This window comes from Aeromonas sp. WP2-W18-CRE-05, assembly GCF_014168615.1.
GTDB classification, from domain to species: Bacteria; Pseudomonadota; Gammaproteobacteria; order Enterobacterales; family Aeromonadaceae; genus Aeromonas; species Aeromonas caviae.
This window is the reverse complement of sequence record NZ_AP021917.1, coordinates 2,510,444-2,523,567: the sequence shown is the minus strand read 5'-3', so window position 1 is coordinate 2,523,567 and position 13,124 is coordinate 2,510,444. Positions and strand designations below refer to the sequence as shown.

General features: G+C 59.8%; 9 protein-coding genes and 2 pseudogenes. 4 read left to right on the top strand and 7 right to left on the bottom strand.

Features of this window, described 5'->3' with window-relative positions; all coding sequences use genetic code 11:
• Positions 1-194: 194 nt before the first annotated feature.
• The 5 genes from rplY to H7R73_RS11760 form a co-directional block, all read right to left on the bottom strand.
• Positions 195-482 carry a 50S ribosomal protein L25 gene (gene rplY / locus H7R73_RS11780; RefSeq protein WP_010674717.1) on the bottom strand — a complete coding sequence of 96 codons (288 nt, stop codon included), beginning with the start codon at positions 480-482 and terminating at the stop codon, positions 195-197.
• A 163-nt stretch (positions 483-645) separates the two neighbouring features.
• The gene (locus tag H7R73_RS11775) at positions 646-1,476 is read right to left on the bottom strand and encodes a hypothetical protein (protein ID WP_103260113.1); all 831 of its coding nucleotides are present in this window, start codon (positions 1,474-1,476) and stop codon (positions 646-648) included.
• A 71-nt stretch (positions 1,477-1,547) separates the two neighbouring features.
• Entirely contained in the window at positions 1,548-5,447 is a 3,900-nt protein-coding gene (hrpA, locus tag H7R73_RS11770; protein WP_103260112.1) for an ATP-dependent RNA helicase HrpA, read from the bottom strand.
• Positions 5,448-5,636: 189 nt separating this feature from the next.
• Positions 5,637-6,059 (bottom strand): CBS domain-containing protein, encoded by a 423-nt coding sequence (locus H7R73_RS11765; protein WP_010674714.1) that lies wholly within the window; start codon positions 6,057-6,059, stop codon positions 5,637-5,639.
• Positions 6,060-6,142: 83 nt separating this feature from the next.
• Positions 6,143-7,213 carry a helix-turn-helix transcriptional regulator gene (locus tag H7R73_RS11760; protein ID WP_103260111.1) on the bottom strand — a complete coding sequence of 357 codons (1,071 nt, stop codon included), beginning with the start codon at positions 7,211-7,213 and terminating at the stop codon, positions 6,143-6,145.
• 406 nt (positions 7,214-7,619) lie between these two features.
• On the opposite strand from H7R73_RS11760, the gene H7R73_RS11755 reads away from it, so the two are divergent.
• Positions 7,620-8,942: a YjiH family protein gene (locus H7R73_RS11755; RefSeq protein ID WP_103260110.1), complete on the top strand. Its 1,323-nt coding sequence runs from the start codon at positions 7,620-7,622 to the stop codon at positions 8,940-8,942.
• A gap of 57 nt (positions 8,943-8,999) precedes the next feature.
• Here H7R73_RS11755 and H7R73_RS11750 read toward each other — a convergent pair whose 3' ends face one another.
• Positions 9,000-9,881, bottom strand: coding sequence for a pirin family protein (locus H7R73_RS11750; RefSeq protein WP_103260109.1), 882 nt, complete (start codon positions 9,879-9,881; stop codon positions 9,000-9,002).
• 118 nt (positions 9,882-9,999) lie between these two features.
• Between H7R73_RS11750 and H7R73_RS11745 the strand changes: the two genes are divergently transcribed.
• On the top strand, positions 10,000-10,929 hold the full coding sequence (locus H7R73_RS11745; RefSeq protein ID WP_103260108.1) for a LysR family transcriptional regulator: 930 nt from the start codon (positions 10,000-10,002) through the stop codon (positions 10,927-10,929).
• A gap of 41 nt (positions 10,930-10,970) precedes the next feature.
• Positions 10,971-11,219: pseudogene (locus H7R73_RS11740) on the top strand (transposase); the annotation flags it as partial.
• 1 nt (position 11,220) lies between these two features.
• Here the strand turns inward: H7R73_RS11740 and H7R73_RS11735 are convergent.
• Complete coding sequence (locus tag H7R73_RS11735) at positions 11,221-12,183, bottom strand: IS1595 family transposase (protein WP_103259823.1); 963 nt, start codon at positions 12,181-12,183, stop codon at positions 11,221-11,223.
• A gap of 66 nt (positions 12,184-12,249) precedes the next feature.
• Here H7R73_RS11735 and H7R73_RS11730 point away from each other — a divergent pair.
• Positions 12,250-12,951: pseudogene (locus tag H7R73_RS11730) on the top strand (IS3 family transposase); the annotation flags it as partial.
• Positions 12,952-13,124: the final 173 nt, after the last annotated feature.

Below are 13,124 nucleotides of genomic sequence, written 5' to 3'. Positions count from 1 at the left end.
ATCGCCCCGAAAAATGGACTTGTCCGAGTACCTTTTGGACATCAGAGCACCACAACACGTGTCCTGCTGTCAATCATGCCTACAAGTAAAGACCAATAGTGCTGTTTGAGTATTTTATTTTCCCGGAAAAAATGCTGTAAAAACAAAGAGGCCACCCGATTGGGTGGCCTCTTCACAGGAAAGTTCGTTGTCGATTAGACGCGAACGAAATCCAGGTGAACCAGCTTGTAGCGAACCGGGTGACGCTGGATAGCCTTCACGTTCACTTTGACTTCTTCACCGTTGATGACCAGGGTCAGCTCGGAGGAGTAGAACTCCGGCTTCTCTTGGGCCAGGATCAGCTTTTTGTGGTCCAGGGTAACGGACACGGCTTCTTTGCCTGCACCGTAAACGATGGCAGGAACCAGGTCAGCATGACGCAGGCGGCGGCTCGCACCTTTCCCCAGGTCAGAACGGACTTCAGCTTGGAATACGAAAGACATAGTGATTATCTCTTTTAAGATGAATGTATGGTGTTGACTGCGACCGGTCAACACCTCGCAAAACGAGCGCGAATACTAGCACGGGCCCGGAGGGGATACAAGGAAAGAACCCGCGTCACTCCTCTTTGGCCAAGAGGCACTCCACCACGCCTCTCGCCATCCCCTAGCGCCCCTGCTCCAGACGGGCAAACTGCTGCTGTCGCTGGGCCGGGCTCAGGGCATCGAATTGCGCCAGGGTCTGCGCTGTGGGGCAATAGAGGCGCAGCCCGGCCTGCACCCGGATCCCTTTGACCATCCTGTCACGATTTTCCTGTACCAGCGCCAGCAGGTAGCTGTAAGTATCCGAACCGCCGGCCTCCTTTGACTGAAGCTGGCTTGCGATACGCCACAGGGTCTCTCCCGCCGCCACCTGGTGACAAACCCGCGATGCCTCCCCTGCCGCCGTGGCGGAAAGAGTCAAGGTCGCCTGCTCAGGGGCAGAATATGCGGTGGCCATGGGCTGTGCATCTCCCTGTCTTGCCAAGGCCTGGGTGGGGACCTGCCCCCCAAGCCGTGCGAGCAAGGGCTCCCCCAGGGGCATCCGCGCCTTCCTCTCCCGGGGCAGGGAGAACTCGGCGACAAAGGCGACAGCGCCCGGGACTTCGAACGAGGGGGCCGAGGAGGCGGCTTGCTGTACTGATTGGTGGGGCGCCATGCCATAGGCCATCTCATCAATGCGCTTTAGCCTGGCCAGGTACGCCTTGGAGAGCTGGGCCTCCCCTTCGAACAGATCGAAGGGGGGCACCAGCCGGGCAGGAAAGAGGATCTGCCAGCGGCCGTTCTTCTTTCTCTGTTCAAGAGGGGGAAACTGATTGCCCCGCCAGGCCGCAAAAATGGGCGGCACGGGGCGCTGCACCGGATAGTACTCCGGGTTGAGCTGCACCCAGGTTTGTTCCGCAATGGGTTGATACCCGCTGATGTTGACCAGTGCCACCCCCAACCAGATCCCCAGCATATGACGGCCTCCCTTCCCTTTGGCGTCCCGTTGCTTTCACACTATGGCTCAGAAAACAGATAGATAGCAGCTTAGCACTGGGCAATGGCGCTCTGCACCCGTTTATCCGAGATGGGGTATGGCGTCCCCAGTTGCTGGGCGAAGAAGGAGACTCGCAGCTCCTCGATCATCCAGCGAATATTGGCCACCTCGGTGGGAATAAGCTGGGATTTGGGGATCTTGGCGAGCAGCGCCTTGTACTCCGACTCCACGCTGTGCACCTTGAGCATGTAGACCCTATCCCGGTTAGGATCGATGGCGAGCTTCTCGAGACGACGCTCGATGGCCCGCAGGTAGCGCAGCAAGTCAGGCAGCCGCTGCCAGCCGGTCTCGGTGACAAAGCCCTTGTGGATGAGGTTGCCGAGCTGCTGCTGGATGTCGGACATGGCAAAGGCGGTGTCGAGCTGCATCTTGCCCTTGAGCCGTTTCTTGATCTCATGGGAGAGGGTCAGCACGGCTTCCACCTGCTTGGCCACCTCCACCACCGCATCGTTGAGCTCGGCGCGGACATACTCCTTGAGCGCCTCAAAGCCGGCTTCGTCCCACGCCATGCCGCCGTGCTGCTCGATGAGCTTGTCGCAGCCGCAGGCGATGCAGTCGTCAATCAACTCGGCCACCTTGCCAAAGGGGTTGAAATAGAGGCCCAGCTTGGCCTTGTTGGGCAGCTTCTCCTGCAGATACTTGATGGGGGACGGCACGTTGAGCAGCACCAGCCGGCGCTGGCCCGCCCACATCAGCTGCTGTTGCACCACCGGACTCTCCACCAGCTGGATGGCCACCGAATCCTTCTGATCCACCAGGGCCGGATAGGCTTTCACCTCGAAGCCGCCGCGCTTCTGGCTGTACTCCTGGGGCAACTCGCCAAAGCTCCAGAGGGTGAGGCCGGACTGCTCGATGTCGTCGTCCGCCACCTGGGACAGGGTTTCCTGCACCTTGCCACGCAGGGACTCTTTCAATGCCTCCAGGTCCTTGCCTTCCGCCACCTTCTTGTGCTTGTCGTCCACCACCCGGAAGGTGAGTTTCAGGTGATCGGGCACCGCAGCCCAGTCCCAGGATTCGCGGGGTACGGTCACGCCGGTCATGCGGCGCAGTTGGCGCTCCATCTCGTCCAAGAGCGGCCCCTGTTCGGGATTGATGCTGGCAAGCAGCGCATCGGCGTAGTTGGGGGCCGGCACGAAGTTCTTGCGCATCGGCTTGGGCATCGACTTGATGAGGGCCACCAAGAGCTCGTGACGCAGCCCCGGGATCAGCCACTCGAACCCTTTCACTTCCACCTGATTCAGGAGCGGCAGCGGAATATGCAGGGTCACGCCGTCCGCCGCCTCCCCCGGCTCGAACTGGTAGGTCAACTTGAGCTTGAGACGCCCCTGCTGCCAGAAGTTGGGGTAGTCGAGATCGCTGATGTGGGCGGCATCCCCCTTCATCAACATCTCTTTTTCGAAGTTGAGCAGCTCGGGATCCTGCTTTTGCGCCTCCTTCCACCACTTGTCGAAGTGGCGGCTTGATATCACCTCCTCCGGCAAGCGAGCATCGTAGAAGCGGAACAAGTCCTCGTCATCCACTAGGATGTCGCGACGCCGCGACTTGTGCTCCAGCACCTCTACCTCGGCCAGGAGCTTGCGGTTATCGCTGAAGAAACGGTGGCGGGTCTCGAAATCCCCCTCCACCAGCGCACGGCGGATGAAGAGCTCGCGGCACAGCGCCGGATCGATGCGGCTGAAGTTGATGGTGCGCTCGTTGACCAGAGTCAGGCCATAAAGCGTCACCTTCTCCTTGGCCATCACGGCACCATTTTTCTTCGACCAGTGGGGGTCGCTGTGGTGCAGCTTGATGAGGTGCCCCGCCAGCGGCTCCACCCACTCGGGTTCAATCTTGGCGTTGATGCGGGCATAGAGGCGCGAGGTCTCCACCAGCTCGGCGGCCATCACCCACTTGGGCGGCTTCTTGAACAGACCGGAGGCCGGGAACAGGTGGAAACGGCCGTTGCGGGCCCCGAGGAATTCGGGCTTCTCCAGATCCTTGTTGCCGATATGGCTCAAGAGGCCGGTCAGCAGGGCGCAGTGCACCGTCTTGAAATCCGCCGGCTCCTGGTTGGCTTTAAAACCCAGCTCTTTGACCGTCTGGCGCAGTTGGAAGTGAATGTCCTGCCACTCGCGCACCCGCAGGTAGGAGAGAAACTCCTTCTGGCACATGCGGCGAAACGGGTTGCTGCCAAGGGCATCCTGCTGTTCTTTCAGGTAATTCCACAAATTGACGAAGGCGAGGAAGTCGGAATCCTTGTCTTCAAAACGTCTGTGCTGCTCGTCGGCGGCCTGCTTCTTCTCCATGGGCCGCTCGCGGGGATCCTGAATGCTGAGGGCGGCGGTGATCACCATCACCTCGCTCAAACAGCCGGTCTGCGCTGCGCTGATCACCATCTTGGCCAGACGCGGATCAAGGGGGATGCGCGAGAGCTGGCGACCGATCTCTGTCAGCTGCAGTTTGGCTTCGCGATCGCCGGTGGCGGGCAGCTCGCGCACCGCCTCCAGCTCTTTCAAGAGGGTCAGACCGTCCTTGATATGGCGCGACTCAGGCGGCTCGACGAACGGGAAAGCCTCCATATTGCCAAGGCCGAGCGCCAGCATCTGCAGGATGACCGAGGCCAGATTGGTGCGCAGGATCTCGGGGTCGGTAAAGGCGGGGCGGCTATTGAAATCCTCTTCAGAGTAGAGACGGATACAGATACCATCCGCCACCCGACCGCAACGCCCTTTACGCTGGTTGGCGCTGGCCTGGGAGACCGGCTCGATGGGCAGGCGCTGCACCTTGGTGCGCCAGGAGTAGCGGCTGATGCGGGCGGTGCCCGGATCGATGACGTAGCGAATGCCCGGCACCGTCAGCGAGGTCTCCGCCACGTTGGTGGCCAGCACGATGCGCCGCCCGGCATGTTGCTGGAACACCTTGTTCTGCTCGGCATTGGAGAGGCGGGCGTAGAGCGGCAGTACCTCGGTATCGCGCAGGTTGAGCTTGCGCAGAGCATCGGCGGTATCGCGGATCTCCCGCTCGCCGTTCATGAAGATGAGGATGTCACCCAGCCCCTCGCGGGCCAGCTCTTCCACCGCATCGAAGATCCCCTGCAGTTCGTCGCGCTCCTCCAGCCCTTCGCTTTTATCACTGACGAGCGGGCGATAGCGCACCTCCACCGGGTAGGTGCGGCCAGAGACCTCGATCACCGGCGCCTTGTTGAAATGGCGGGAGAAACGTTGCGGGTCAATGGTGGCCGAGGTGATGATCACCTTGAGATCCGGGCGCTTGGGCAACAGTTGCTTGAGATAGCCCAGAATGAAGTCGATGTTGAGGCTGCGCTCGTGGGCCTCATCGATGATGATGGTGTCGTACTGGGTGAGCATCCGGTCGTTCTGGATCTCGGCTAGCAGGATACCGTCGGTCATCAGCTTGATGTGGGTCTGCTCGCTCACCTGATCGGTAAAGCGCACCTTGTAGCCCACGTAGTGGCCAAGCTCGGACTCCATCTCCTCGGCAATACGGGCCGCCACGGTACGGGCCGCCAGACGGCGTGGCTGGGTGTGGCCGATAAAGCCCTTCACCCCACGCCCGAGCGCCAGACAGATCTTGGGGATCTGGGTGGTTTTGCCCGAACCGGTTTCCCCGGCGATGATCACCACCTGATGTTCACTGATCGCTTTGGCGATCTCCGCCTGCTTCTGACTGACCGGCAGGTTCTCCGGATAGGTGACCCTGGGCACGCCCGCCAGGCGGGACTGGTAGCGCGATTCGGCCAGCGCCAGATCGGCGGCGATGGTCTCGAGCACGGCAGCCTGCTTGGCTTCCGACAGCTTCTTGACCCCGTGCAGTCGACTGGAGAGACGGCGGGCGTCGAGATTCATGCAGGCGGTAAGACGGCGGCGCAGCGCCTCGATAGAGAGAGACAAGGTACGAATTCCTTAAAAGAGTGCCCATCAAGGGCCATATCGATAGCTGGGGGAGATCCTAAAGAGCGAGGCTGGGCGGTGCAAGCCTTAAAGCGCCGCGCCAGCACATCAAGCCGGTGGTGTCATGACCGCCACGGATGGAAAGAGCAGGCCGGGGCCTGCTCTTTGAAAACAACCAGACAACACCGCTCAGACTCTGGCCTGATGCACGAAACAGGTGCCAAGCTGGGCGTGGATGGCCTGCATCACATTGTGGCGGTTGATGACCCCGAGCAGGCGCCCCTCCTCCACCACAGGATAGATCTTGGGCTTTTGACCCATCATCATCTCCGCCAGATCCAGGATGCTGGTGTCGGGGCCGACTGCCAGCACCTCCTTGCGCATCACATCCCTGACCTGGGCCACCTGTTCACAGTGGTAGGCCTCCTTGAGCATGACGGCAATGCAATCCTGCTCGGAGACCCAGCCAATCAGATGTCCCTGGCTGTCCACTACGGGGCCGCCCAACTGATGACTGTTGAGAAATTTTTCCACCGCCGCCTGTACCATCATCTCTGCGCTGAAGGTGATGGGCTTGGTCTGCATGTAGTCCTTTGCCTTGAGTGATTCCATGACGCTTTCCCCCAACGAGCCTCCCGAGGGGAGGCAAGAGCCGGGCACTATGTCCGGCTCACTCCAAGCATAGTCCGCATGGATCAGGAGATGGATTGCAGCAAGAGCAAGAGCTCGTTCTGGCTGTGGCAGTCGGTCTTCTTGAACACCCCTTTCAGGGTGGAGCGCACGGTTTCCACCTTGACACCGCGCAGCTCCGCAATGTCGTTGCTGCTGTAACCCTTGCTCATCAGCACCAGCAACTCCTTCTCGCCGATGGTGAGGGGATAGAGGCTGGCCAGCGCTTCGATGTCGGGGTTGAAGGCGTGCTCGGGGTCACGCAGCACCACTTCCACATAGCGTTCAAAGCGGCTGAGTCCGTTCATCAGGGTGCATTGGACCAGCAGCGGGCGCAGGTTAGGCTGACGAGGAATGGACATATAGGCGCTGGCGCCGGGCAGCAAATAGGCAAAGCCATTGAGGATCTCCTTGAGCTGGCGTTGCTGCTCCTTATTCTGCAAAGAGAAAATGCCATTGATGGCCCGCAATTCCACATTTTCATCGGCGATACGGTTGAAGGCCACATTGGAATAATGAATATGCCCCTTGTCGTCTATGATGGCGCTGGGCTTATTATGGTTTTTCACCAGCTGTTGCAACTGATAGTTCTGGGTTTCCAGGGCCAGCAGGTTCCAATAATGGTGGCTCCAGGCCGCCAGTCCGGAATAGATTTCCGAGAGCGAGGTGAGGTCGCGACTGCTGAAATCATCTTGCGCTGCACCACGGTAACTGCACAGGCTGCTCAGCCCACGCCCTTTGACCTGGCAGACGCCGCCGGCGGCGAATTGGGCGCCGAAACTTGCCAGCAGGCCCACCGAGCTTGAAATGCTGTTGGCGCTGACGATCCCCTTGCACCCTTTATCCAGATAATGGTTGAACCACACATCCTGGCGATGATGTTGCAGGTAAAACTGCTGCTGTGCCTCGGTCAGACCGCTGGAAAAAAGCTTTATTCCGTCGCTCTTGTCATCATCCCGCAATAAAAACAGGGATGAACTGCAGGAAACGTCGGCGCGAAATTGGTCCACGACGAGCTTAATGTCAGAATCATTAATACCGCACTCGTATAACTGGCTGATATAGGGCGATATCCTTTCTTTCTCTAATGCCTTCACACCCGAACTCCTAATTCTTATTTTTATTGAAGAGGCATCTTACTCTGCAATGGGATAGCCGAAAAGTAGTCAAATGAACAAAGGGTTTATGATTTATTCATAAATAGTCATGAATATAGGCCCATGAATGAATATGACCAGAAAGGGTAAATAGCCGCTCATGTTTTTCCTGGCGCTGGTCGCTTTCCTCCCTGTTTTGCCTCTTGATGCCTCACCACCCACTCGCCATCCCGGCCCCTCTTCCCCCCAAGATCACGCTTTTCAACCTTGGGGTCATCTGCATCCACACCGATTCACATGTTGCATTTTGGTGACTTTGGTGTTTCCATTTTGAGCGCTGGACGATATTGTATATACAAATCATCCCCTCAACGGAATTGAACCATGCGGATCACAAGGAGAGAAAATGGAACCTGAACACACGCTCACTGCACCGGCAGGATCAGGGGCCGGCATCAAGCTGCTGCTGGCCAGTCTGCTTGGCATCGCCATCTTTTTTGTTCCCTTCGAGCTTGGCGGGCGCAGCACCATAGTGGTGGATCACCTGGCCGGCTTTCTGATTGCCCAGCGCCCCCTTGCCCTGACCCTCATTCTCTTGCTCATCGCCTATGGCGCCATCACCCCCTTGCTGGATGGCCGCTGGCGCGCCCGTCCCATCGACAGGGTACTGAGCCTGTTCAAGCTGCTCGGGCTGGCCCTGGCCATTTTGTATGTCACAGACTGGGGCCCTGCCTGGTTGATGACCCCGGATCGCCTCCCCTTCCTGTTCGATAAACTGGCCATGTCTGTGGGTCTCATCGTGCCTATCGGCGCCATGGCCCTGACCTTCCTGCTCGGTTTCGGCCTGCTGGAATTCATCGGGGTGCTGATGCAACCCGTGATGCGCCCCTTGTGGCGCACGCCGGGTCACTCCGCCATCGATGCCGTCGCCTCTTTCGTCGGCAGCTACTCGGTGGGCCTGCTCATCACCAACCGGGTCTTCCTCGCGGGCAAGTACACGGTGCGAGAAGCCGTCATCATCGCCACCGGCTTCTCCACCGTCTCGGCCGCCTTCATGATCATCGTGGCCAAGACCCTCAACCTGATGGGACACTGGAACTTCTACTTCTGGTCCACCCTGGTGATCACTTTCGTCATCACCGCCATCCTGGCGCGCGTTCCTCCCATCAGCCGCCTGGCTCACCATGGGGAGACCGACGAGCCGCTACCGACTGGCATGAGCCGCTGGCAGGCGGCCCTCACCTGCGGCCTGACCCAGTCCCACCAGGCAGATCCCCTGCTGCGGCAATTGAAGGACAACCTCAGGGACGGTCTTCACATGGCCGCTGCCGTGGTGCCCACCATACTGTCCGTCGGTCTGCTGGGCCTGCTGCTGGCAAAGCACACTCCCCTGTTCGATCTGCTGGGCTGGCTGCTCTGGCCACTGACCTGGCTGCTGGATCTCGGCGAACCGCTCGCCACCGCCAAGGCCCTCTCTGCCGGTCTGGCCGAGATGTTCCTGCCCGCCATCCTGCTCAAGGATGCCGACCTGCTGGTGCGCTATGTCGCGGCCGTGGTTTCGGTCAGCTCGGTGCTCTTCTTCTCTGCCTCCATCCCCTGCATTCTGGCCACCCGGATCCCGGTGAGCGTGGGACAGCTGGTGGTGATCTGGCTGCTGCGCACCCTGCTTGGCATCCTGCTGGCTGCCTTGTGCGGCAGGCTGGCGCTGGCCCTCGGCTGGCTCGGTTGACCAGGGCTCATAAAAAAACAAAGCGCCATCAGGCGCTTTGTTTTTATCGGGATTGTCTCAGGGGGCGATGACGGCGAACCGGCCGCTGTTGAAATCATCTATCGCCTGATGGATCTCTGCCTCGCTGTTCATGACAAAGGGCCCATAACCCACGATGGGTTCATCGATGGGCTCGCCACTCAGCAGCAACAAGCTGGCCTCGCCCTCCGCCTCCAGCATGAACTCCTCCCCGTTGGGATCGAGCAGCACCAGTTGTGCTTCGCCCGCGCGCTCCTGACCGTTGATCAAGAGAGAGCCCTTGAGCACCACCAAGGCGCTGTTCCATCCCGCTACCGCCGGCAGCACCACGCTGGCCCCACCCTTGAGCCGCAGATCCCAGATGTTCATGGGCGAGAAGGTACGGGCTGGCCCCTTTACCTCGCCTTGTTGCAACCCGGCATCGTTCCCGGCGATGATGCGCACCCGCACATCGCCCTCCTTGAGGCTCAGTTGCGGGATGCTGTCGCTGGTGATGCCCTGATAACCGGGCGTCGACATCTTGTGTTTGGCGGGCAGGTTGACCCACAGCTGCACCATGTCGAGGGTGCCACCACGACGGGTGAATCCCTGGGAGTGGAATTCGTCGTGCATGATGCCGGCCGCGGCCGTCATCCACTGCACGTCTCCCGGACCGATGGTCCCCCCCTGGCCGGTCGAGTCGCGATGGGCGACCTCCCCTTCATAGACGATGGTGACCGTCTCAAAACCACGGTGCGGGTGTTCCCCCACGCCCCTGGCATGATCGGCGGGCTCGAAATGTGCCGGGCCAGCCCTGTCCAGCAGCAGGAAGGGGCTCAAGGCGCGGCCATGGGTCTGATACGAGAACAGCGAGCGAACCGGGAATCCGTCGCCGACCCAGTGTTGTCGAGGGGCGCTGTAAATACCGATGACTCTTTTCATGATGCTCTCCTGGGTGATCGTCACGGGATGTGCCGTTGCTCGCATTGTGAGTCTGGAACGCTGCACCCGGTAGACGTAAAATTTGCCATCAGCGTCCTATTTTGTGAACGATAAACCCATGCAACAGGATCTCAACGACCTCTATTTCTATGTCCAGGTGGTGGATCACAGGGGCTTTGCCCAGGCCGGCAGGGCCCTCGGCATGCCCAAATCGCGGCTCAGCCGCCGCATCGCCATGCTGGAGGAGCGACTCGGAGTGCGCCTTATCCAGCGTTCCACCCGCAGCTTCACCGTCACCGAACTCGGGCAGGCTTATTACACCCGTTGCCGGGCCATGCTGGTAGAAGCCGATGCGGCGCAGGATCTCATCGCCGCGACCCAGAGCGAGCCTTGCGGTCTGGTTCGCATCGCCTGCCCCATCGATCTGCTGCACGCCCACGTAGGGAGGATGCTGGTCTCCTTCGCCCTGGCCCATCCCAGCGTCAAGGTGCAGCTCGTCGGGGTCAACCGGGCGGTGGATTTGGTCGCGGAGGGGTTGGACATGGCGCTCAGGGTGCGACCACTGCCCCTGGAGGACAGCGATCTCGCCATGCGGGTGCTGGGTTATGCGACCCAGTGTCTGGTGGCAAGTCCGGCCCTTGTCGCGTCACTCGGCATGCCCCGGGCCCCCGCAGATCTGCTGTCATGGCCGAGCCTCGGTCATGGCACCAGCCTGGAAGGCCATCACTGGACCCTGCTGGGCCCCGATGGGGCCCGAGTCAAACAGCACCACAGCCCCCGCTTTGCCACCACCGACATGCAGACATTGCGTCAGGGGGCGATCGACGGGCTCGGGGTCGTGCAACTGCCCACCATGATGATGAATGAGCCCCTGGCCGATGGCCGGCTGGTGCGTCTGCTCCCCGACTGGGCACCGCGCCAGGAGGTGATCCACGCGGTCTTCCCCTCACGCCGCGGTCTGCTGCCTGCCATCCGCGCCCTCATCGATCATCTGGTCGAGGGCTTCTCCCCCCTGGGGCAGGCAAGTAAATCGCCCCTACTTTCCTAGACACCTCAAGAGCCTCAAACTGAGGTCAATCAGGAGGTATTATGAGCAAGCAGCAACGTTACACGGAAGAATTCAAACTGGCAGCCGTCAAGCAGGTGGCTGAGCGCAATTACCCAGTAGCAGAGGTCGCTGAACGACTTGGTATTTCCAGCCACAGTCTTTATGTCTGGATCAAACGCTACAACCAACCCGAAGCGCAGCAACAGCATGACTTCAGCCAGCAAGCCGAAATTCGGCGCCTCAAGGCTGAACTGCGTCGCGTCACCGATGAGCGAGATATCTTAAAAAAGGCTATGTCCCAATTACGTGTTGCATCGGGTGCCCTAGCGCCTCATGCAAACACATCTTGGTATTTACCTCCCTGCCGTAACGTTCCAGCATCCTGCGCCAGCCCAGATAATTCCTCAGGTAGTGGGTTGCGACTCCATGGAATCGTTCCATCCACTCCTTCAACCGCCGGTGATATCCGTTCACATGCTGGATGTGGTATGCCCCAATGACTCGCTCACCTCGACGGTTGTACACCACCTGATGTGTTATGCCCCGCGCTTGGCTGAAACTGGCATACACCCCTGCACCATCACTGCAGAGCACTGCATCGGGCGCGATGAGTGGCTGCAACACCGCTTTCACCGTCTGCGCATCCAGCCTTTCCAGCTGAAAGTCGGCTTGATGGCCCGCCCTGTCCTGCACCACCATCACCGGGATGTAATCCCGCCCGGTCCCCCGGGTACGCCCTTTCCCGCCACGATGTCTTGCCGGACGAGGCAACCCTCGCTGCCCCTTGAACGATTCGAGGAAGAAGGTTTCATCCACTTCCACAATGCCTTCTTCCCGTGTTGCCTGGTGGTTTGCAATCGCCTTCAGGAAGCGGTGACGCCACAAGAAGGCGGTGTTCTTGCAAACACCGCAGCGGACGGCGGCCTGGCGGACAGTGAGCCCGTCGATGAGAGCCTGGGCGTAGTCCTCCCAATGCTCAGCCTTACGTAATCTGGCCAAAGGCGTCTTGGTGAGGAGGGAGCTGGTTCGCCGACACTGCTTACAACGGTAACGACGCAGCCCACGGCTCCAGCCCCAGGGGGCCAGCTGGGTGGCATCCGCCTGGCAGTGGGGACAGCCGCAGCATGTGGGTAACTGGGCATGGAGGGACGTAATCGGGTGTGGAGCGACGAGCTCATGCTGAGCGACACGGCGCTGACGCAGAGTAAGTAATGGAAAGAGGGACAACAGGTGTTGGAAGGCTAGCGTATCCATGATGAAGGTCCTCGCGGTGATGACCTACTTCCAGATTAGCCTTCCAACACATAATTGGGACAGCGCCTTAAAAAAGGCCGCCGCGTACTTTGCCAAGCTGTCAGGGTAAGGTACGCCTTCATTCGGGAGCACGCGTCCGCACATCCCATCCGCAGACTGTGTCGGATGATGAATGTCCACCCGAGCGGTTATTACGCCTGGCAGCACCAGCCTTTATCTGCCCGAGCCCTGGAAGACCAACGCCTTCTTGGCCAGATCAAGCAATGTTGGCTAGAAAGCGGGGGCATCTATGGTTATCGCAAGATCCGGGATGACCTGCGAGAGATGGGCGAGACCTGTGGGAAACACCGGGTGGCGCGATTAATGCGTCATGAAGGTTTACGTTCACAAACCGGTTATCGCCGCCGTCCCGGTCATTATGGTGGCCGGCCAACGGTGGTTGCACCGAACCATCTTGAACGCCAGTTCGATGTGACTGAGCCAAATAAGGTCTGGATAACAGACATCACTTATATCCGGACCCATGAAGGTTGGCTCTATCTGGCCGCGGTATTGGATTTGTTCTCACGACAAGTCATTGGTTGGTCAATGGGGCCACGTATCGACCGAGAGCTGGCCATCAGCGCGTTACTGATGGCGGTGTGGCGACGGCGACCGGAGCAGGAAGTGCTGGTTCATTCGGACCAAGGGAGCCAGTTTAGCAGCTATGACTGGCAGGATTTTTTGCGGGATCATCGGCTCAAGGCCAACATGAGCAGACGTGGCAATATAAACCGGGCGCTTAAAAACAGGGCATAGTACTGACCCGCACTTTCCCTTCTCCCATCGACAAGCTGTTCGACCGGGGTTGGATTATCTTCACTGATGCCGGCGACCTGCTGTGTCGAGCCCAGCATCGAGCAGACGCTGCAGCAGTGGGGCGTAGAGCTGCCCCTGAACGT